Here is a 22,125-nt window from a genome sequence, read left to right on the forward strand (position 1 = left end):
GTGCCTCTCCTTAATGGGCGTCTAATAGGTCTTGTGCAATCTGCGGATAATCTGCCGTCAGCATGTGCACAAAGTTATGGCGAATTTGATGGAGCCGCTGATCACTGTCCGCGTCGAAACGTACGGTAAAATACTCGCCCGTATTCGATGCTCGAATAATGCCAAATCCATCCTCAAAATCAAGTCTTACGCCATCAATTTTACTCATTTCCGCTTGAAAGTGCTGACTTTGTTTTTCCACATTCGCTAAAACCAGCGCAGGTGAAATCTGATGGGTGCTGATATAAATATCTTCAGTACTAGCACGTTCTGGATAGTCTGCCAGTGCTTCCGACAAAGTGCATTGCTTCAAGCTTAAGTATTCCAACACACGTAGTGCGGCATATAAACCATCGTCATAACCAAAACCACGACCATCATTAAACACATAATGCCCTGCATATTCACCGCCAAAAACAGCATGTCCTTCAGATTGCGCCAAATATTTCCGCAAAAAGGAACTGCCTGTGCGAATCATTTTTGGAATACCTTGATTGGCCAATACTGTATTTCGAACCATGGTGGAACATTTCACATCAAAAACCACTTCATGCTCAGAATGATCGACCAAACACATGTGCGCAAACAAGGACAATAAACGGTCTGCAGAAATGATTACGGCCTTTTCATCAATCAATACAACACGGTCACCATCACCGTCAAAAGCAATACCGACATCAGCATGCTGCTGTTGCACGGCGTTTCGTAGCAGATCTAAATGTTTGGCTTGAGAGGGATCGGGGGCATGTTCAGGAAATTCACCATTGGCCTCACAGCGTAAAGCATGCACCTCACAGCCGAGTTTCTTTAAGACCAAAACGGCACAATGCCCCGCTGAACCGTATAAACCATCCACCACAACTTTATAGGGTCGAGGTTGAGGCATGAGCTGTATATCATTGAGCAATGCCACCTGATAAGCCAGACAATATTCAGGCACGATCTGATGTGACAACGTTTGCCAGTTCATCTCTGCATGGCTGTCAAAATATTCATTTGCATCGCGTGCCACCTGTTGGATTGCCTCAGGTAAAGGAGGCTCACCTTGTATAATCCATTTGATCCCATTATCCGACTTCGGATTGTGGCTGGCTGTCACCATAATTCCATTGCCATCAAACTGGCGTGCCGTGTAATACAACACAGGGCTAGCACAACATCCGATAATTTTCGCATCTAAGCCCTGTGTAAGACATTCTTTGTAAATAATTTCTGCAAAGGCAGGACTACTTTGTCTGGCATCATAACCAATGGCTAGACGTGTCTGCCCAGCATTTAAGTATTGCGTTGCGAGCGCCTGTGCAATGGCACGAATCAGCTCAGCACTCATGACATCCAATTTGCCACGAATGTCATAGGCACGAAAAATATGTGCAGGAAATTTTGGCTGAAAATCCATAGGTCTAACTTCTAATTTATTCATTTTGAGCAATTCATTATCAACTGCCCTTGTTTTTATGCTTAACGCTGCATTTAATTTTACTAAGGATTCAAAAAAAGAGTTGTAACTTTTTATGAACTAAAAATGATCATTCAGCATTAAAACAACAAAGCCTCTTTCAAGGAGAGGCTTTGTTGTTTTAATTTATCACTGACAGATTAGTTTTGACCAGTATGTCCAAAACCACCTGCACCACGTTCTGTCGCTTCAAACTCATTCACAATATCAAACTGTGCTTGAATCACAGGTACGAGTACATACTGTGCAAGACGTTCACCCGGTTCTAAACTGAAAGCAGTTTGACTACGGTTCCAAACTGAAACCATTAACTCACCTTGATAGTCCGAATCAATTAATCCCACCAAGTTACCCAAAACAATGCCGTGCTTATGACCTAGGCCTGAACGCGGTAAAATTAAACCTGCAAAGTGTGGGTCTTCAATATAAATCGACAGACCTGTTTTGACCAAAACAGTTTGTCCTGGTTCAATGACGGTCGCAGCATCAACACATGCACGAAGGTCTAAGCCTGCTGAACCCGTTGTCGCATAGGTTGGCATTGGCCATTCATTGCCTAAACGTGAATCCAACACTTTAACCTGAACTTTCATTCTCTTTTTCCTAGTACAATAAATTTCTAAAACAAAAAAATATTTAGCGCTTAATCAACGCACGTAAATTGTCTAAATAATGCTGCGCTTGTAATTTCGGATCGACATTGCCCGCTAGTTTCTTTTTACGCCCCAGCCACTCCAACTCATCTTGCGGCAACTCATCCAAGAAACGGCTTGGTGTCATTTGCTTCATTTGACCGCCTGCCTTACGTTGTTCTGCAAGCGTGATAGTTAAACCCTGACGGGCACGGGTAATGCCCACGTACATCAGGCGACGCTCTTCCTCAACTGTATCGGCGGCAATCGAGTTTTTATGCGGCAGCAATTCTTCCTCAAGACCAATCAGATAAACATATGGAAACTCAAGACCTTTGGATGCATGCAGCGTCAACAAGTTTACTTTGTCAGTGTCTTCTTCTTCTTGCTGCTGCTCTAACATATCTAGCAACACCATTTTACGAATTACACTTTCAATGTTTTTCTCATCAACATCTTCAGCACGGTTAATCAAACTTTGAATACTGCTATACAGCACTTCAATATTATCTAGCTTGGTTTTTTCCTGTGCAGGCGTCGCCGCAGACTCTTTGACATAGTCGATATAGCCTGCTTCAACCATCATCTTACGGATAATGGGCACAGGTTCATCATCCTCAAGCAACTCACGGGTAAAGGTGGTAATGAAGTCTGCAAACTCCGCCAACTGTGTGGTGGCTTTTTTAGGAATCACCATGGTGAGACGCTGATCACCCGCTGCAGAGAGCAACGACAAATGATTTTCTTGTGCAAACAGACCCAGCTTTTCTAAAGTCACAGGCCCAATGGCACGTTTAGGTGTATTGATAATCCGTAAAAATGCACTGTCATCTTCAGGGTTAATAATGACGCGCAAATAGCTCATCACGTCTTTGATTTCAGCTCGTCCGAAGAACGACTGACCGCCTGATAATTTGTACGGAATCTGCATTTGACGCAGTTGTGTTTCCAGTGCACGTGCTTGGAAATTACCCCGATACAAAATGGCATAATCTTTCCAATTTTTACCATTCATCAGTTTATGGGTAATTAAGTCTTTCACCACGCGTTCTGACTCATCGTCATCATTGCGGCACGTAATCACTCGAATTACTTCACCATGGCCTTTATCTGACCACAGTTTTTTATCAAAAATATGTGGATTGTTACCAATCACGGTATTGGCTGCTTTCAAAATACGACTGGTCGAACGATAGTTCTGTTCGAGCTTAATCACTTTTAAATTGTGAAAATCTTCATTCAGCAAAGCCATGTTTTCAGGCTTGGCACCACGCCATGCGTAGATCGATTGGTCATCATCACCCACCGCAGTGAACTGTCCCATCACCCCGACCAGCAATTTCACCAAAATATACTGCGCGGTGTTGGTGTCTTGATACTCATCGACCAATAAATAGCGAATGCGATTTTGCCAGCGCTCACGAACTTCTGCATTTTCTTGTAAAAGACGCGTCGGCATCACAATTAGGTCATCAAAATCGACCGCATTATAGGCGCGTAAATTACGCTCATACAGTTGATACAAGTGCGCAAACTGAACATCTTCTGCGGTTTCACAGGTGGTGTGTGCTTGCTCAGGCGGAATCAGGTCGTTTTTCCAATCTGAAATCATCTTCATGGCTTTGGCAATCAGTTCTTTACTTTCCGCACCAGATAAATTGTCACGATGCATCAAGTCCATCAAAATACGCTTACAGTCGTCTGCGTCTAAAATAGAAAAATTATTTTTTAATGGCGTGTGTTTCAGCTCTAAACGCAGCATGTTTAGGCCAAAGGTGTGGAAGGTCGAGACTGAAAGCCCTTTTGCCTCTTCACGTGACAGCAGCTTGGTGACACGTTCTTTCATTTCACGTGCTGCTTTGTTGGTAAACGTCATCGCGGTAATACGATAAGCAGGAATGCCGCAGTGTTTCACCAAGTAGGCAATCTTACGGGTAATCACCGAAGTTTTACCTGAACCAGCCCCTGCAAGTACTAACAAGGGTCCTTGAGTGTATTTCATGGCTTCAAGTTGCTTGTCGTTTAATTGACTTGCCAGTGACATAGTCTTTCCTCTATTTCATTCCGAGCTCGATTATAGTCATCTCCGCTACAGATGCATAATGCAAATTCATATTTTAACAGTCATAAAAAAACCACCCGAAGGTGGTTTTTCAGTCTTCAATAAAAATTATTGAATTGCGTAGATACTGATTTCTACACGACGGTTTTGCTCACGGCCTTCAGCAGTCGCGTTAGACGCGATTGGGTTTGCTGAACCTTGACCTTGTGCATTAATACGTGTTGTAGAAACACCTTGAGATGCCAAGTAGCTTGCTACAGATTGCGCACGCGCTTGAGACAGAGGAATGTTGATTGAATCATTACCTGTGCTGTCTGTATAACCTGTTACAAGAATACCGCTCTTGTTATCTTCAGTTAAGGTTTGTGCAACTTTGTTTAAAGTTGAATAAAAGTTCGGCTTGATGTTTGATTTATTGGTATCAAAGGTAATGTTACCCGGCATAACCAAACCTACAGAGCCATCTGGATTACGGTTAACTTCTACACCAGTACCCGCCATTTGTTGGCGAAGTTTCTTCTCTTTGTTGTCAAGGTAAACACCCGTTGCACCACCGACAACTGCGCCAATCGCTGCAGCACGGTTGTTTTGACGGCTCGTGTTTGCGTTTCCTTTAGAAATACCATAACCAGCAGCAGCACCAATTAAGGTTCCTAATGCAGCTTTATCGTATTCTACACCACCAATGTTATTACCAGTGCTTTGACAACCTGTAAGAACCATTGCCCCAACGACTGCGGAAATTGCTAGTGCACGCATCGCATGCCTCCTTCTTTGTGTGTTTTGTTTATAGAACGAATATTGTCGTAAAACGATGATCTAGACCATTGATTTTTTGTTAATAATAAAGCCTTTATTTACAATATGTAATAAAAAATTTCCTTTTCAAGACTTTCTTCGTCACAATTTCTACACAGTTAATGTTTGGTGCTTTTCTATTTGATCATCCCGTACTATATTGACCTTTAGAAAATAGAACGAGTTGCGAAACGCATTATATTTTAGGGTTTATTTTTATGTCATCGCCAAACCAAAAACAACCTTTATTAAAAAAAATCACACGTGGTTTAACTGTTGGTTCAGTCATTACAGGCAGTACTTTTTTTCATGGTCCGCCAGTGCTCGCGCTTGGCCTGACCAAATTGTTTAAAAAATCTAAAAAAGTGGATGAGACCAATATTCAAATCACCAACAGCTGGCTGGCTGTGAACAATTATTTAATCGATCATGTCTTACCCAACACGAAATGGGACATTTCTGTCGACGATGATCTTGAGCTAAGTATGCAGGGCCGTTACCTCATGACTTGCAACCATCAAAGTTGGGTCGACACCACGGTTAACCAATATTTTGGTTTAACCCGTATGCCCCTTACCCGCTTCTTTACCAAGTGGGAACTTATTTTTATTCCATTTGTCGGCCAAGCCTTTAAAATTCTAGGCTTCCCGATGATGAAGCGGCATAGTAAAGAACAAATTGCAAAAAATCCTGCGTTGAAAACACGCGATATGGAAGAGGCACGCAAGTCTTGTGAACAACTGCTTAGCCAACCCTTTACCCTGTTAAACTATTTGGAAGGCACGCGTTTTACGCAAGAAAAACATGCACAGCAGCAGTCGCCTTACCAAAATTTACTTAAACCGAAAGCGGGTGGCTTGGCCTTGGCCTTAAGTATTTTAGGTAATGACATTGATGCCTTGGTAGATATGACCATTGTTTATCCCGACGGCGCACCTGGCTATAGCGAATTTTGGCTCGGGGAAGTCCCACGGATTGCGGTCAATTTACGTAAAATTGATATTCCTGCATGGGTACTCGCTGGAAACTATGAAGACGATGCAGACTTTCGTGAACAATTCCAACAGTGGGTCGATCAACTTTGGACTGAAAAAGACCAGTTGATTGAACAAATGAAAGCCAAATACTCAACCTCCAATTTAACCGAGTAAGGGTCTATGCATGATGCAGAATAACCAAGTCAAAAAGTCTAAATATCATCAGGTTGATCCACAAAGTTTGTATTTCAAACTGTTTTTGATCTATGACATTTTTATGGTGTTTCTCATCATTTTTAACTTGTTTTGTTTGTGTGCTAATTTTTTTATCATGAGCAATATCGGTGGATGGTTTTTCCATGCCATTCACCTAGAAAGTGTCTTAAGCTTCTATCGTGAGCATTTGCATCCGTGGGTTATCACCACAGAAGCTTGGTTTATTCTGTTCTTGATTACTGAATTATTGGTGCGTTGGGGCATTGCCATCGTGTATCGACACCATCGTCGCTGGTTTTTCTTTCCCTTCATTCATTGGTACGAAATTTTAGCCATTATTCCTCATTTACGTTTTTTAAGATTATTTCGTGCGGGGGTGATTGCTTTTCGCCTGCATGAGTTGGGCTATAACGTGATTCCTGAGTCGGTACAAGCCAAGGCCAAATTTTACTACCGCGTGGTGATGGAAGAGCTCTCTGACCGCGTCGTGATTACCGTCTTGGATGGGGTGAAGCACGAATTAAATACCAGTTCGACCCATAAAAAAATTATCCATGATCTCGTCGATCATCACCGGGCTTTATTTGCACAAGCATTGGCTGAAATTTTACAAGAATCTCTCGCCACTGAACTGAAACAACGTCAATATTTTATTGCTCAAAATGTTGGTCTGATTGTGAATCGTGCGATTGAAGATACCCCTGAACTCACCCAATTACTGCGTTTAATCCCAATTGTGGGTGGAAGAATTGAGCAACAAATTCAAAGTATCGGACAACGACTTGGTGAAAACATCACACAAGGTTTACTGGAACCGATGGTGGTGGGAAATCCAGCACAGCCCAATGCCACCTATCGCTTGATAGCTGAAAAAGTCAGTGATTTAAAAATCGATAATCAGTCTTTGGAACAGTTGGTTGAGTCTGTGGTCTATGAAAGTTTGGATGCCATTCGCAAGCAAGTTAAGGTGAAACAGTGGTTAGAAGAGCTTGAAAAAGATGATCAAGCCAAAGAATAAGCATTAAGGTAAAAATATTACAAACGCAGCTAGTGCAATCCTTCATTTTGTTCTAGGATTTGCTCTATTTACAACATCACTTCTTTAGTAAAAAATAAATCTGAGAAGTCTTAAGGAAAAATTATGGCTGATATCCGGATAACTGGCAGAATGGTCAATGCGATTCGCATTACCCTTGACACCAATGATCATGATGCAATCCGACAGCAATTAAGTAAAACATTACAAAATGCATCGACTGCTGGGGCGTTAGTTGTTCTGGAAAGTAGCGTGGAGCAAGAGTTAATTTCCTTGATTCAATTATTGCTGGATCTAGATGTACAGCCGATGGCAGTACAAGAAGGAATTTTGGCGGAACAAGCCCGTGCCATTCAGTTCCCTGTGATTCCAGCGCAAGGTCATGGTATTAGCTCGCAACTTCAAGAAGTCAAAGCAACCAAAGAGCAAGTGGTTGAAGCCCCAGCTCCTGCTGCGACAGCTTCTACCAATGCACCAGTTGCGGCAGCACCTGTCATTCGCCATGCAACTTCATACCATGACGAAATTTTACGTACTGGTCAGTGCTTGGTTCAAAATCAAGGCGATATCATTATTACCGCAGGCATTAACAGTGGCTCGGAAGTGATTGCTTCAGGAAATATACATATTTATGGTAGTGCTCGTGGTAGAGTCATTGCCGGCGCGGGCGGAAACAGCGCTGCACGCATCTTCTGTCATGCTTTAGAAGCCGAATTGGTTTCAATTGCAGGGACCTATTGTGTTGCAGATGATATTCCAGCGCAGCATTTAAAACGCCCAACACATATTTACTTAAATGATCAACAAGAGCTTGTATTTGAAGCGCTTGAATTTTAATGTATAAATAAACACCAAAAGCCCCAAATGATAAATAAGGGGATTTAAACCATAACAGGAGTGGATTCGGTGGCGAAAATTGTTGTCGTAACATCAGGCAAAGGTGGCGTAGGCAAAACTACGACAAGCGCATCTTTTGCAACAGGTTTAGCCCTACGTGGTCACAAAACTGTTGTGATCGATTTTGACGTAGGTTTACGTAACCTTGATTTGATCATGGGTTGTGAACGCCGCGTTGTGTATGATTTTGTCAATGTATTAAATAACGAAGCTCGATTACAACAAGCGCTTATCCGCGATAAAGATATCGAGAATTTATATATTTTACCTGCTTCGCAAACCCGTGATAAAGATGCCTTAACTGATGAAGGCGTAGCACGTGTCATGGATGAGTTGTCACAAGAGTTTGACTACATTATTTGTGACTCACCCGCAGGTATCGAACGCGGTGCAATTTTAGCAATGTACCATGCCGATGAAGCGATTATTGTGACCAATCCTGAAATTTCATCTGTACGTGACTCTGACCGTATTATTGGTATGCTCGATAGCAAAACCAAAAAAGTTGAAATGAATGAAGGTCGTATTCGTAAACACTTGTGTATCACACGTTTCAACCCTGAACGTGCCGATAAACAAGAAATGTTAACCATTGACGACATTTCTAAAGATATTTTACGTGTGCCAACTTTGGGAGTAATTCCTGAATGTAAGAGCGTTTTACAAGCATCGAACGAAGGTAAACCAGTGATTCTCTTTACTGAAGAATCAGCAGGTCAGGCCTATGATGACCTTGTGGCACGTTTCTTAGGTGACGAACGTCCTTACCGTCATATTACGGTGAAGCCTAAAGGCTGGTTAGCACGACTATTTGGAGCGTAGACATGGCAGGATTTTGGAGTAAGCTTTTTAGTAATGATGAAAAACCGTCTAGTGCTCAAACAGCGAAGGATCGTTTGAAAGTCATCGTAGCGTCTGAAAGTGGTTTAGGTAAACGTCTTAGCCAAGACAAAATCGACCAAATGAAGAAAGAAATCATGCAAGTGGTGAATCGCTATGTTCGCGGTGTAGATGAACAGCACATTCAAATGGCTGTACGTTCTGAAGCGAATATTGAAATGCTTGAAATGAATATCAATTTGCCTGAAGAACGTTAATCTGATTTTTGATTAGTCAAGCAAATTGAATCAAGGCAGAATATGCGCAGACACAAGAAAGTATTTTCTTTGTCTCCCATATTTTGCCTTTTTTAATGATTAAACCAGCAAGGAGATTGCTATGGCATTATCTCAGCCAGCAACGTTCAATGAAGAATGGTCAGATGAGCGTGTATTTGCCTACTTAACTCAGCTTCCTCCTGAAGGTGTGAATGGCGATTTTCATGTGTTGTACCATGCATTTAAACACATGCGCCCAAGTGATTATGAGCGACTGCTCACCCAATTTAAAACGGATGGTCGCGACATTAATGCCACCAATCCAGAAGGTCAGCGTATCCATGACGTGATTGCCGCTTATCCACGTCAAGCAGCTCCCTTCTTAGAGGTTTTGGCTAAATTCGCCTAAACCTAGATCTGCTTAATGCGCATGATCTACAAATGCCAGTTCATTTCTAGGAGACTGGCATTTTTTATGACTGTAAAAACCACATCCAAAGTGGAAAAGTCAAACCGAAACACAAAGTTTGCAAACTAATGATTGCTGCCATGAGTTGACTGTCCCCTTGAAAATATTTGGTTAGGACATAGGCTGCTGAGGCCGTTGGGAGCGAGAAGAATACCACCACAATCATGGTTTCAAATGTTGCTAAACCAAATAAAAGACAGCCTACATAGGCTAAAATAGGCACCAAGATTAAACGTCCAAAAGTGTTTAAGATTAGCGCTCGACCCGCATATTTTAACGCATTAAACTGGAGTGCTGCGCCCACACACAAGAGCCCAAGCGGAAGGCTCATCCCTGCTACTAGCTTTAAAGATTGGCTAATGCTCTCGGGCAAATGCATACCTGAAAAATTAAAAATGATCCCAACCAGACAAGCCAGAATCAGCGGATTTTTCGCAACCGACCACGCAATATTTTTATAAGACAGTCCCTGCCCTTGAGAAAAACCAAGTACGGACAGTACATTCACCAATGGAATGACAAAGGCAATAATCATGGCAAAGACTTGCATCCCCGCAGCGCCAAAAATCAAAGCCATACTGGTCAAACCAATATAAGTATTGAAACGAATATGACTCTGTAAATAGACGCCAAATTGCGCCACAGGCGTACCATACAGCGCTTTTAATACCCACAGCACCACACTCATCAGCAAGGTCACAGTAAAGACCACAGCAAGCGCTGGCAAGACTTGCCCGACATTAAAATGAACGGTGGCTAGACTACTGAACAGCAAAACAGGAAACAAAATCCAATAATTCAGTCTTTCAGCGCCTTGCCAAAACTCCACCGTTAAAAAGCGATACCGCTTTAATACATACCCCATGGCAATGAGTACTACCAATGGAATTAATGCATCAATAATTTGCATGACTGGATGCCTAAACTGAATGATTAAGAAAAAGCCTGCAATCCGCAGGCTTTCTTTTTAAACTAAAATTTCTCGCTTACCGTTCGCACCTTGCGCACTCACGATCCCATTTTCTTCCATTTGGTCGACAATCCGCGCGGCACGGTTATAGCCCAAACTAAACTTACGTTGTAGCGAGGACACCGAAACCTTGCGTGTTTCCAATACAAAGGATACGCACTGGTCATAAAGTGCATCACGGTTTGGATCGCCATCACCATCTTCAAAGCCACGAGAACTTGGCTCTTCATCAAATGGCGTTAAGATTTCATCAACATAATTTGGCGAGCCACGTTCACGCCACGCATCACAGATGCGGTTGACTTCATCATCGGCAATAAAGGCACCATGTACACGTTCAGGTTCAATTTTACCCGGGCCTAAGAACAACATATCACCATGACCCAGTAAGTCTTCCGCCCCACCAGCATCCAAAATCGTGCGAGAGTCAATTTTTGAGTTCACACGTAAAGCCACACGTGTTGGAATGTTGGCTTTAATCAGACCCGTAATTACATCGACCGATGGACGCTGCGTCGCAAGTAACAAGTGAATGCCTGCGGCACGTGACTTTTGTGCCAAACGCGTAATCATTTCTTCAGCTTTCTTACCGACCTGCATAATCATATCGGCAAACTCATCCGCCACAATTACAATCGATGGTAATGGAGTCAAACGTGGTGCGCGCTCACCGGCAACCGAATCACTGGCTTTCCAGGTCGGATCAATCAGCTCTTCGCCATTGGCAATCGCTTCTTCCACTTTACGGTTATAGTCCGCAAGCTTACGAATTTTTAAGAAAGACATCAGCTTATAGCGACGTTCCATTTCATTCACACACCAGTTCAAGGCACTGACAGCATCCTTCATGTCCGTGACCACAGGGGTAAGCAAATGTGGAATATCGTTATAGTTAGCAAGTTCTAACTGTTTCGGGTCAATCAAAATTAAACGCAACTCATTCGGCGTATATTTCAATAACATCGATAAAATCATCGAGTTCACTGCAACAGACTTACCTGAACCTGTGGTGCCCGCAACCAGCATATGCGGGGCTTTACCTAAGTCAGCAATGACAGGATTACCTGAAATATCTTTGCCCATTGCCATCGAAAGAATGCTATTCGGATCGGTAAAAGCAGGAATGGTCAACAACTCGATTAAACGCACCATTTCACGTGTGCTATTCGGCACTTCAATCCCGATATACGGTTTACCCGGAATAACTTCAACCACACGTACAGATGCCATGGACATTGAACGTGCCAGATCTCGTGAGATATTGGTAACTTTAGAGGCTTTCACACCTGGTGCTAAATCCAACTCAAAACGAGTTACTACAGGCCCTGGCTGTGCTTCGACCACTTTAGCTTTGACATTGAACTCTTGTAGTTTAATTTCAAGCAGTTCAGATAAACGCGCCAACTGTTCAGCAGTGAAATTGACTTTTTTATTCAGGTCAACTTCATCCAGTAAATCCAGTCCTGGCAACGGTGATAAGTCACGACGACGCTCTGCTACTTGCATGGACAAAGACATTGGACGGCCTGATGCATCAGTCAATGGAGCATCAAAGTCAAACTCTTCTTCGTCTTGCGGTTTTCCAGCGGTATCTTGCCATGCTTCAATAAACGCTTCTTTGGACAAAACTTCTTTGGCTACAGCCGCTGTAGCACTTGTGCTCACTGTATTATGATGCTGAATGGGTGCTTGTACAAAAGCAGATGACTGCGCATAACTACTGCTAGTCCGTACATCTGAAGCAGCAACTTTCTGCTCCGACCAATCTTCAGCAAGGAATTCGTCTAAATCATCCAACTCATCAAGCTGTGCTTTTGCAATTCCACTCGGCGCTGGTTGTAATGCAACGGCACTTGCAGCAGCACTTAAGGTTGCAACCTCGGCTACCGCAATTGGATCTTCAACCACATGTAAATGAGACACCGGTTCAGGCGTATTGAAGGGGCTGTGAACATCCGTTGCTGTTTTGCCATTGGGTACGGCAGCAAGCAGCTCGTCAAAGATTTCATCATCATCCCAATCGACATTTTTCTTCTGTGCAGGAGCATCGTCTTGGAAATAATGAGGATCAGCAATTGGCGCTGTATGATCTTGCACCACTGCTTGAAAATGTTGTTCTGGGCTAAATGGGCGATCTTCTTCGGCAGCACGAAGTAAAGCATCAATATCATTTTTATGACGTTGATCTTCAGCTGAGTTTAATGCACGCCACACTTCCCCTGTCGCTACCACGCGCTGACTGTCTTGTTCTAATTGGTGCGCTTTTTCTATAGTCCGCTCAAGCTCTACTTCATCATCCACATCCACCTGTTGTTCTTGAACACGTTGCTCTTTGGCCACCATGTCATTAAACAAATGCTCTGCTGAATAGTCGCGCTGAGGTACTTTAACTGATGTCTCTTGCACGGCTACTGGCGCCTCGACCAATTCCGTTGCTTCAATACCTTTTTTCGGTGCCGTTGCAATCACTTCTTTTTTGACGCTTGGCGTCGTACGATCAAAGGCAGACTCGCTTTCAGGTACGTTGCGGTAAAATAAATCTTGTAAATACGCAGGAGTTGCTTTGAGGGTCGCGAAAGTACGGTTCCATTTGATACCGAAAGCCAAGGTCAATAAGACCACGGTAAACACGACCAAAAATAAGGTTGCACCGTAAATGGTTAAAATCTGCGACAAACTTTGTCCCAGTTCATAACCAATAATGCCGCCAGAGGCATTGTCTAAAGTGTCCGCTGGAACTTTCCAAAACAAGAACAGTAAGCTGGCGGTTGCAAGCAAAATAAAGAATTGTGCAGCATAACGAAATGGACGGTTTAAAAAACTATGCGGCCACCAGACTTGAATGGCTTCAATGAACAAAAACACAGGAATAAGTAGACTTGCCCAGCCTAAAAAACCGAACAGTAAGTCAGCAATCCACGCCCCAGCAACGCCACTGGCATTCGAGACTTGCAAAGTATCACTTGATATATGCATCCAGCCCGGATCAAATGGGGTATAGGTCACGGTAGCAAGGAACAAATAAATGCCAAACGAGACTAAAAATAATGTCATTAATAAGCGCTGTGCATAAGCACCCGACACCTCAGTCATATACTGTCCTGTAACAAATTCTTCATTAATGTTTTTGTTCGAAACCTAAAGCAAAAGTTTCACAATAAACGTCATATTATGCACCTCTTCTTTATAAAAAGATGCACTATTCTTAAATGCTTTATGTATAACGAGCAGATGATTTTTCCACTTTTTCCCGCTCTACACCGCATATTTCTTCTATATAGCTCAAATCGATTTGATTGATCAATAATATCGACATTGAACTCACACAACTGTTATAGAGTTTCACGTATAATTCCACAAATTTCTAAATAAAAAAAGGATTCTACGTATGAGCGCTCGTCACTCACGTTTGATTATTCTCGGTTCAGGCCCTGCGGGTTACAGCGCTGCGGTATATGCTGCGCGTGCCAACTTAAAGCCTACATTGATTGCGGGTATCCAACTCGGTGGTCAGCTAACGACAACGACTGAAGTGGATAACTGGCCAGGTGACCCTGAAGGCTTAACAGGTCCTGCACTGATGGAACGTATGCAAGCGCATGCTGAACGCTTTGGTACTGAAATCATCTACGATCATATCAATGAAGTCGATCTTTCTGTACGTCCATTTGTACTCAAAGGCGACATGGATGAGTTCACTTGTGATGCACTGATTATTGCCACAGGTGCGACCGCTCAGTACTTAGGTCTTGAGTCTGAAGCTGCTTTTATGGGCCAAGGCGTGAGCGCATGTGCAACCTGTGATGGTTTCTTCTATAAAAACCAAAAAGTCATGGTTGTGGGTGGCGGTAATACTGCCGTTGAAGAAGCACTATATTTGTCTAACATTGCATCGCATGTGACTTTGGTTCACCGTCGTGATTCATTGCGTTCTGAAAAAATCCTTCAAGATCATTTATTTGAGAAAGAAAAAGAAGGCAAAATCAGCATCATTTGGAATCACCAAGTGGATGAAGTTTTAGGTGACAACACGGGTGTAACCGCAGTTCGCTTAAAATCGACTCAAGATGAATCTACACAAGATATTGATGTTCAAGGTTTGTTTGTTGCCATTGGCCACAAACCAAACAGCGCAATGTTTGATGGTCAATTGAACTTACGTGATGGCTATATCCAAGTTCAAAGCGGTACATCTGGTAATGCCACAGCTGCTTCTGTCGCTGGTGTATTCGCAGCAGGTGACATTGCTGATAGCGTTTATCGCCAAGCGATCACTTCAGCAGGTTCTGGCTGTATGGCTGCGCTAGATGCAGAAAAGTATTTGGATGCTTTAGGCGAATAATCTAAGCCTTGAAAAAGACCGCCTTCCATAGGCGGTTTTTTTATGTATGATCTTAAAATCATTTTTTATCATATATACACACCACTATGCAGCAGTTACCACCTTCTGAGTATATCTTTCCCGATCCGCTTGAAGTTGACCCCGAGGGTGAAGGCTTAATTTGTATCGGTGCAGACCTCTCCCCTTCTACCCTGTTTGAAGCATATACCCATGGTTTATTTCCATGGTTCTCAACAGGCGAGCCCATTTGCTGGTGGTGCCCCGAGCCACGTTGCATCATACGCCCGCAGGATTATCAGCCCAGTAAAACCCTCATTCGGAGCATGAAAAAGCAGGATTATCACATCACCATCAATCAAGCTTTTGAACGGGTGATCCGTGCCTGCTCACTACCACGCAGCTACGCTGATGACACGTGGATCAGTGAAGACATTATAGATGGCTACTGTGCAATGTTTGATGCCGGTTATGGCTATAGTGTTGAAGTATGGGATCAAACACGCTTGGTTGGTGGACTATATGGCATCAGCATTGGACACGGCTGTTTTGGGGAGTCCATGTTCAGTACCGAAACGGATGTCTCAAAAATGGCATTTTATACGCTGATGTTGATTGGCCGTGAAAATAAGCTGCCTTGGATCGACTGCCAATTGGTCAATGATCATCTTTTAAGCCTCGGTGCTTGTACACTTTCTCGGCAAACCTACTTAAAATCGTTACAAGATGTTGTAAATCAACCCGCTATCGATTGGAAAATGTATCAGGAGGGTGTATTTTCAAGTAAAACAATAGCGCAAAATGCGCGACTGACCGAATAAAGAATAATAGAGGGATTTATCATGAATTCGTATCACCCGAAGTCCCTACTGAATGATTTACAGTATTACATCACGCCACCGCATGACTGCAGCTATCTAGAAAAAAAGTCAGCCCGGATGGTATTTCTCGATCCAGCGCATCGTATTGATGTCGTCACGCTGTCCGAACTTTCTCGGGTGGGTTTTCGCCGGAGTGGTGATTTTGTCTACCGCCCAGAGTGTCATCTGTGTCGACAGTGCCTATCTAGCCGCGTACCAGTGCGCGAATTTAAAATGAACAGCAGTCAAAAAAAAGCATGGAAACGCAATCAAGATCTCACTTTAAAAATTACCCGCACTGCGGATGCCACCAAAAAACATTATGACTTATATGAGCGTTATATTTTTAAACGCCATGCCGATGGAGACATGTTCCCGCCTAGCCGCGATCAGTTTGATAAATTCCTCGTGCATAGCTGTACCGAGAGCTTTTTCTTAGAGCTGTGGAAAGAAGACCAGCTCATCTGTGTTTCAACCTGCGATCCTTTAGATGATGGTTTATCTGCGGTTTATACGTTTTTTGATCCCGATGAAAACAAACGCTCACTAGGGACTTTCGCCATTTTAAAACAAATCGAGCTCGCCAAGGCACGCGCTTTACAGTTTGTGTATTTGGGCTATTGGGTGCCGCACTCAGAAAAAATGAATTACAAATCGCAGTATTTACCGCTAGAATTGTTGATTGATGGTCAGTGGCGCAGGCTCAATCATAGTCTGAGCAGCGAGGAAGTGCAGCAACTGGGAAACTCCTTAATGACCACCCTACCTTCGGGGTGGAATAACGCCATTATTAAATAATGGCGCCATACAGAAGCTTAACTGTTCTATCATTTAAACAACTCGGAAAAGTCATCACTACACGATTTCACCATGATAATGGCATGCTCACGGCCACCATCTGGTTTAGGATAATAATTTTTACGCAAATCAATTTGATGAAAACCGGACTTTTCATACAAGGCAATCGCTGCTTGATTGCTCTCACGAACTTCTAAGAACACTTGTATCGGGTTGTTTTTGAGTTGTGCCAGTGACGCATCTAATAGCTGATACCCCAGCCCTTTGCCTTGCTGGCTTGGATGAATGGCCATCAACAATAAATTGGCCTCATCAAGAACGGGCTGAAGGATACAAAAACCCACCACCTGTCCTGCCTGTTCAATCACAGTACTGTGATAAGACTGCATGGACTCTTGGAACTGTTGTAGGCTCCAAGGATGGGTTTGAACTAAATTTTCAATCCGCGCAACTTGGCTTAAGTCCGCAGCTTGCATTAAACGAATCATCTTCGTTTATCTTTCTAAAATGTGGAGGTCACAGTATAAAAAATTTGTGCTTAAAACCGAACAAAAAAAAGAGCGATTTACATCGCTCAAAGAGCCAAAACTGCTTAAAACCCTAATTTTAGCTTCCATTTCTCAAGTAACGCGTCGGTGTCGTGATGATTAGGATGAAAACCCGGTTTAAAGTACATGATCATTTCGCGTGCCATCCCTGTAATAATTCCTTTCGATGGACTATATGCATAGGTATAAATATCCTTCAACGCCGCCCTGTTCAGTTGTTTATCTTGCTGTAATAAACGAAACACAAAATACGACTGCACGCAGAATAAAATGGCCATGGCTGCAACCAGCGATCCTGTTCGCAGTAAATAGGATTTGACTCCCTTACCAAAAACACCTTCAAACACATCATAAGCCACAGCTTTGTGCTCATTTTCTTCAATGGCATGCCATAACCACATGGTTTTCATGGTTTCATCACTCATCAGTTCTTGAATGTGGTTATTGACCAACAACTGAGAGGCAATGGTTGCAGTGAAATGCTCCAGCGCGGTGGTTGCTGTTAAATCCACCATCTCTTGAGTAATACCCACAGGCTTGCCTAGAAAAGCAAACACTCTACGCGTGGTTTGAATTGCACGATCCGTATAGCGGTCAAGTGTTGCAACATCGTGCCCATACTTTTGCGCAGACGCATTAAAACCTTCATGTTCTTGCGTATGCATCGCTTCTTGACCAATAAAGGCTGAAATTTCTTTTTGTAATTCAGCATTGTCTTTGATCGAGGGATGCTGTCTAACCGCACGAACACTATCGATAAAAAACATTTCACCTGCTGGAAAGAGTGCCGACAGCGCGGTCATAAAATGGGTCAGTCCAGCTGAACCATTCATCCAATATTCAGGTACGCTTTCAAACTCAAAGTTCATCCGACGTACAGGGAAACTCGCACCCGCACGGTTAGTGATTTTTACCTTCGCATTCATCTTTCTGCTCCTATGAATATCCTGAAGACATCCACTACTTATAGTTGTTTTCGTCTTTTTATCTTACGCGATTGGACTTCACCCATAAGTGCAGTTAGGGTCAGCAAAATATCAGTTTAGGACAGTTTTGAAGGCAGATTGTTAGACAATTAAAATATAAAATCATGTGAATGTAAAAAAGAGGCTAAAAGCCTCTTTTTAATTATGCCGCGACAGTAAGCTCAGCATGTGCTGGACAATGCTTCTTGAGGAAGTTAATTTGCAAAGTAATATTTTGCTCAAATAGCTCCCCATCACATAACTCAAAGTGATTGCTGTTCAGCATATAGTATTCAGCATTTGGCATTTTCTGTGCTGCAGCACGAATGCATTGTTCAGGAATAATGGTATCGCGTTGACCTGAAATGACCACCACGGGCATAGATAACTGATGTGCAAAACGTACAGGGTTATAGTTGGCTATTTCTAAAAAGATACGTGCACGAGTTTTATTTTCCCATTTAGCATTTTCAGGTAATTGAGATAAATACCCATCCCAAGCATCAGGTGTGGTCATTGCTGCAACTTCATGCCCACGACCAATAATTGGACGATAAACAGGTTTGTTGACCCAGCCTCCCAACAAGTCCATAAAGCCAGCAGCACTCAATTTTGCCAATTTAGTCAGTGGAACCCCTTTTAGGCTCGACTTACCATTGACGTGAGGTGCTTGTAAAACAATGGCTTTGATTTTTCCATCACGCGCCGCAGTTTGAATGGCATGTCCACCAGAGAATGAATAGCCCCATAGGATAATTTGTTGCGTATCGATTGAATCGAGTGTTCTTACGAAATCGAGCGCAGCTTTCCAGTCTTCTAAATGGCGTTTAGGACTGACCCAATGACGTGGTTGTCCACCGCTTTCACCAAAGCCACGATAATCAAAAGAAAACACAGCGTAGCCTTGTGCTACGAAGCGTTCTGCAAATTTGGGTAAGCCTGCATCCTTAATCATCCCAAAGCCTTGCGCCATAATAATGACTGGAGCTTTACGATTTTGAGAGGGTAACTGCAAGGTGCCAGCGCAACGCGTACCTTGGCTAATAAAGTTGAGTTGTGACGTGTTCATTATACTTATTCCATTATGTCTTGTATTTGCACTCATATGGCGGATGCCATATGAGCAAAATATTGCGCAATTCCTATGCGGCTTTGATTTTACCTTTCGCCTTTATTTGCTTGGCTTCGGTAGACCAGACCAGACCTGGACTTTCTAAAGATTGAGCAAACATTTCAGAGTCCACTTCGTAGTTATGGCTAACAAACCAATCCTTAGACTTCCCTTGGCGAGGCAATTCGTGACAGCCACGCTGTACATAGCCTGCTTGTAAACTTGAAATAATACTTTCGCCTGTATTTTCGCCAGCAGGGGCTACAGGCTTCACTGCAGTCATTTGACGAATATCCAACTCATTAATTAATCGGCAAATATAATCATTGGCTAAATCAATTTTTAAGGTCCAAGGTGCATTGGTGTAACCGAATAAATAAGCAAAGTTAGGTACATCTTCAAGCAAGACACCACGATAGCTTAATTTATCACTTGGACGAATTTGTTCTTGATCAACTGAAAGATTAACTCCGCCCAACATCTGCAATTCTAGACCTGTTGCTGACACAATAATATCTGCGTCTAGCGTTTGCCCTGATTTGAGTAAAATTCCAGTTTCTGTAATGCGTTCAATCTGATCGGTTACGATTGAAGCTTTACCCTCACGAATCACTTCAAATAAGTCATTGTCAGGAATTGCACATAAACGCTCGTCCCATGGCATATATTTCGGGGTAAAATGCGTCATATCGTATTGTTCACCTAATTCTTTCTGTGCATTAGAAAGTAGGAATGAACGCATTTGTTTCGGGAAGCGACGTGAAATCTTATAAATACCGCGTTGCATTAAAATATTACGTTTACGGAAAAATTTATAAACCAATTCTTCAGAGAATACTTTGCGCGCAGCATCAAATAACTTATCAGTATTTGGTACGTTAATTACGTAACTTGGTGAGCGTTGTAGCATGGTGATATGTGCAGTTTCATTAGCCATCGCTGGAATTAAGGTCACTGCTGTTGCACCGCTGCCAATCACCACCACACGCTTATTACGATGATCTAAGTCTTCAGGCCATTTTTGTGGATGCACAAATTGACCTTTAAAGTTTTCTAGACCCTCAAACTTTGGCGTATAACCCTGATCATGATTATAGTAACCCGTTGCAGAAACCAGAAAATTACACGTAAATTTTTGAATTTCACCATTCGACTCATTAACAGTTTCTACCGTCCATTTGTTGGTTTGAGTTGAAAAATTTGCTGAAACAATTTTAACGCCATAACGAATTTTTTGATCAACACCAAACTTTTGTGCTGTTTCGCGCAAATATGCTTTGATCTTGTCCGCTGTTGCAAGAACGGTGTCTGTTTTCCATGGATTATATTTATAACCGAAGCTAATGACATCTGAGTCAGAACGAATACCAGGATAACGGAATAAATCCCAAGTGCCACCTAAGTCTTGTCGACGTTCTAAAATTGTGTAGGTTTTATTCGGGTTTTGCTGAACAAGTTGGCAAGCCATGCCAATTCCAGACAAACCTGCTCCAATGATTACAACATCATATTCCATTTGCATTTTTGCGGCTCCATGTCGCGGTTTTTGTTATTCCGTATTTATACTAGCAATTGATTAAATTTTAACTTGACTTGAGGAGACATATATTTAACTTTAGAAGACATGACAATAATGGTTCATGCAAGTAGAATTCGGGGTTATCTTGAGTTTATGCAAGACCTTAGCTTTGACCCTAAACCTCTGCTTGCACAACACGAGATCACACTTGAACAAATCAGACAGGACGATGTTGGCTCGACCAAAAAAACGTTATAGACCTTTACGAGCACACGGCATATCTAGCAAAGTGTCCTGATCTTGGGCTACGGATTTCGAAACATCAAGATATTAGCATCTTAGGAATATTGGGCCTCATTATGCAAAGCGCTTCATCGATGCGTGGCATAATTGACTATTCCTCTAATTTTTTATTTTGCATGGACCTGGCGTAGCAATCTCTTTAAAAGAGCAAAGTTCTCTTTTTGAAGATGCGGTAGATGTAATCTTTGAAATTCGAATTAATAGTTATGTACCACAACGACAGACCATTGATAATTGTTTGGGGACCACACACCGTATTCTCAAATGGCTAGCAGCAGAAAATTATGAACTGAAGGCTGTATCACTTCCGCATATGCCTTTAGTTTCAATCAAGGAATATGAACGTTTCTTTGGTGCACCTATTTTAATCAATCAAAACCGTGCTGCTTTACACCTAAGTAGACACACTTTAGACAGCCAACCGCATAGTACAAACCCTGCCTTGCGGGAAATTGCAGAAGATTATATTCATCGCTACTTTCGAAATCCTACCGAAAAAGTCAGCGCAAACGTACGAAAAGCCCTCCGCCTTCATTTATCCACACCACGTGCAAATAAAATACATGTAGCCAGCATGCTCGCATTACATCCGCGTACCTTACAGCGAAAATTGGCGCAGGAAGGTGCTTCATTTGATGCCATCAAAGACGATATTCGTAAAGAGCTCTCTTCACAGTATCTTTGGCAAACTGATATCTCAATGAGTCAACTGACCGATATTTTAGGATTTTCTGAGCAACCAACCTTAAGCCGAGCCACTAAACGCTGGTTTGAACTTCCGCCGAAACAATTGCGTCAACAAAAAGGAAAACTTGAGCCCCTTATCTCCAACAAGTTAAACAAATGAATTAAATACAATTATAAAAAAAGCGCCCCAAAGGAGCGCTTTTTTTCACACAATCAGATGATTATGCAGTTACTTTAGCAACTACACCAGCACCAACTGTACGGCCACCTTCACGGATCGCAAAACGTAGACCTGGGTCCATTGCGATTGGGTGGATTAATTCTACTGACATTTCTACGTTGT

The 22,125-nt window shown here is 42.6% G+C and carries 20 protein-coding genes and 2 pseudogenes; 11 read left to right on the forward strand and 11 right to left on the reverse strand.

Annotated elements, in window-relative coordinates:
- Positions 1-10 precede the first annotated feature (10 nt).
- The 4 genes from KVY11_RS14705 to KVY11_RS14720 form a co-directional block, all read right to left on the reverse strand.
- Entirely contained in the window at positions 11-1,438 is a 1,428-nt protein-coding gene (locus KVY11_RS14705) for a phosphomannomutase/phosphoglucomutase (protein WP_218289374.1), read from the reverse strand.
- 200 nt (positions 1,439-1,638) lie between these two features.
- Positions 1,639-2,091 (reverse strand): dUTP diphosphatase, encoded by a 453-nt coding sequence (gene dut / locus KVY11_RS14710; protein WP_004694889.1) that lies wholly within the window; start codon positions 2,089-2,091, stop codon positions 1,639-1,641.
- A gap of 43 nt (positions 2,092-2,134) precedes the next feature.
- The gene (locus KVY11_RS14715; protein WP_004694892.1) at positions 2,135-4,174 is read right to left on the reverse strand and encodes a UvrD-helicase domain-containing protein; all 2,040 of its coding nucleotides are present in this window, start codon (positions 4,172-4,174) and stop codon (positions 2,135-2,137) included.
- A gap of 126 nt (positions 4,175-4,300) precedes the next feature.
- Positions 4,301-4,951: an OmpA family protein gene (locus KVY11_RS14720; protein WP_062034242.1), complete on the reverse strand. Its 651-nt coding sequence runs from the start codon at positions 4,949-4,951 to the stop codon at positions 4,301-4,303.
- A 257-nt stretch (positions 4,952-5,208) separates the two neighbouring features.
- Here KVY11_RS14720 and KVY11_RS14725 point away from each other — a divergent pair, with 257 nt between their 5' ends.
- The 6 genes from KVY11_RS14725 (at position 5,209) to KVY11_RS14750 (ending at position 9,622) form a co-directional block, all read left to right on the forward strand.
- Positions 5,209-6,141, forward strand: a complete 933-nt coding sequence (locus KVY11_RS14725; RefSeq protein WP_218289364.1) for an acyltransferase — start codon at positions 5,209-5,211, stop codon at positions 6,139-6,141.
- A 10-nt stretch (positions 6,142-6,151) separates the two neighbouring features.
- On the forward strand, positions 6,152-7,201 hold the full coding sequence (locus tag KVY11_RS14730; RefSeq protein WP_371315997.1) for a preprotein translocase subunit SecA: 1,050 nt from the start codon (positions 6,152-6,154) through the stop codon (positions 7,199-7,201).
- Positions 7,202-7,324: 123 nt separating this feature from the next.
- On the forward strand, positions 7,325-8,056 hold the full coding sequence (gene minC, locus KVY11_RS14735; protein WP_114837467.1) for a septum site-determining protein MinC: 732 nt from the start codon (positions 7,325-7,327) through the stop codon (positions 8,054-8,056).
- Between the two features lie 69 nt (positions 8,057-8,125).
- Positions 8,126-8,938, forward strand: a complete 813-nt coding sequence (minD, locus tag KVY11_RS14740) for a septum site-determining protein MinD (protein ID WP_039889843.1) — start codon at positions 8,126-8,128, stop codon at positions 8,936-8,938.
- A 2-nt stretch (positions 8,939-8,940) separates the two neighbouring features.
- On the forward strand, positions 8,941-9,213 hold the full coding sequence (gene minE / locus KVY11_RS14745; RefSeq protein WP_004694905.1) for a cell division topological specificity factor MinE: 273 nt from the start codon (positions 8,941-8,943) through the stop codon (positions 9,211-9,213).
- A gap of 121 nt (positions 9,214-9,334) precedes the next feature.
- A complete protein-coding gene (locus tag KVY11_RS14750) occupies positions 9,335-9,622 on the forward strand; it encodes a PA4642 family protein (RefSeq protein ID WP_004694907.1) in 288 nt (95 codons plus the stop codon).
- Positions 9,623-9,686: 64 nt separating this feature from the next.
- On the opposite strand, the gene KVY11_RS14755 is transcribed toward KVY11_RS14750, so the two are convergent.
- On the reverse strand, positions 9,687-10,592 hold the full coding sequence (locus tag KVY11_RS14755; protein WP_218289365.1) for an AEC family transporter: 906 nt from the start codon (positions 10,590-10,592) through the stop codon (positions 9,687-9,689).
- A gap of 57 nt (positions 10,593-10,649) precedes the next feature.
- Positions 10,650-13,745, reverse strand: coding sequence for a DNA translocase FtsK (locus KVY11_RS14760; RefSeq protein WP_218289366.1), 3,096 nt, complete (start codon positions 13,743-13,745; stop codon positions 10,650-10,652).
- Positions 13,746-14,040: 295 nt separating this feature from the next.
- Here KVY11_RS14760 and trxB point away from each other — a divergent pair, with 295 nt between their 5' ends.
- The 3 genes from trxB (at position 14,041) to KVY11_RS14775 (ending at position 16,649) form a co-directional block, all read left to right on the forward strand.
- On the forward strand, positions 14,041-14,994 hold the full coding sequence (gene trxB / locus KVY11_RS14765) for a thioredoxin-disulfide reductase (RefSeq protein ID WP_004694912.1): 954 nt from the start codon (positions 14,041-14,043) through the stop codon (positions 14,992-14,994).
- 86 nt (positions 14,995-15,080) lie between these two features.
- Positions 15,081-15,812, forward strand: coding sequence for a leucyl/phenylalanyl-tRNA--protein transferase (gene aat / locus KVY11_RS14770; RefSeq protein ID WP_218289367.1), 732 nt, complete (start codon positions 15,081-15,083; stop codon positions 15,810-15,812).
- Positions 15,813-15,833: 21 nt separating this feature from the next.
- Positions 15,834-16,649 carry an arginyltransferase gene (locus KVY11_RS14775; protein ID WP_004694916.1) on the forward strand — a complete coding sequence of 272 codons (816 nt, stop codon included), beginning with the start codon at positions 15,834-15,836 and terminating at the stop codon, positions 16,647-16,649.
- Between the two features lie 29 nt (positions 16,650-16,678).
- On the opposite strand, the gene rimI is transcribed toward KVY11_RS14775, so the two are convergent.
- From rimI to KVY11_RS14795, 4 genes are all read right to left on the reverse strand, one after another.
- A complete protein-coding gene (gene rimI, locus KVY11_RS14780) occupies positions 16,679-17,137 on the reverse strand; it encodes a ribosomal protein S18-alanine N-acetyltransferase (RefSeq protein ID WP_218289368.1) in 459 nt (152 codons plus the stop codon).
- 104 nt (positions 17,138-17,241) lie between these two features.
- Positions 17,242-18,123 (reverse strand): metal-dependent hydrolase, encoded by an 882-nt coding sequence (locus KVY11_RS14785; protein ID WP_168158569.1) that lies wholly within the window; start codon positions 18,121-18,123, stop codon positions 17,242-17,244.
- A gap of 202 nt (positions 18,124-18,325) precedes the next feature.
- Entirely contained in the window at positions 18,326-19,231 is a 906-nt protein-coding gene (locus KVY11_RS14790; RefSeq protein WP_218289369.1) for an alpha/beta hydrolase, read from the reverse strand.
- 73 nt (positions 19,232-19,304) lie between these two features.
- Positions 19,305-20,795 carry an NAD(P)/FAD-dependent oxidoreductase gene (locus KVY11_RS14795; protein ID WP_218289370.1) on the reverse strand — a complete coding sequence of 497 codons (1,491 nt, stop codon included), beginning with the start codon at positions 20,793-20,795 and terminating at the stop codon, positions 19,305-19,307.
- A 242-nt stretch (positions 20,796-21,037) separates the two neighbouring features.
- On the opposite strand from KVY11_RS14795, the pseudogene KVY11_RS16705 reads away from it, so the two are divergent.
- A pseudogene (locus KVY11_RS16705) lies at positions 21,038-21,226 on the forward strand (AraC family transcriptional regulator); the annotation flags it as partial.
- Positions 21,208-21,942, forward strand: coding sequence for an AraC family transcriptional regulator ligand-binding domain-containing protein (locus KVY11_RS14805; RefSeq protein ID WP_218289371.1), 735 nt, complete (start codon positions 21,208-21,210; stop codon positions 21,940-21,942). The pseudogene KVY11_RS16705 and the gene KVY11_RS14805, both read left to right, overlap by 19 nt.
- Before the next feature lie 61 nt (positions 21,943-22,003).
- On the opposite strand, the pseudogene KVY11_RS14810 reads toward KVY11_RS14805, so the two are convergent.
- A pseudogene (locus tag KVY11_RS14810) lies at positions 22,004-22,125 on the reverse strand (elongation factor Tu); the annotation flags it as partial.

The organism is Acinetobacter sp. CWB-G5 (assembly GCF_019209785.1).
GTDB lineage: Bacteria > Pseudomonadota > Gammaproteobacteria > Pseudomonadales > Moraxellaceae > Acinetobacter > Acinetobacter johnsonii.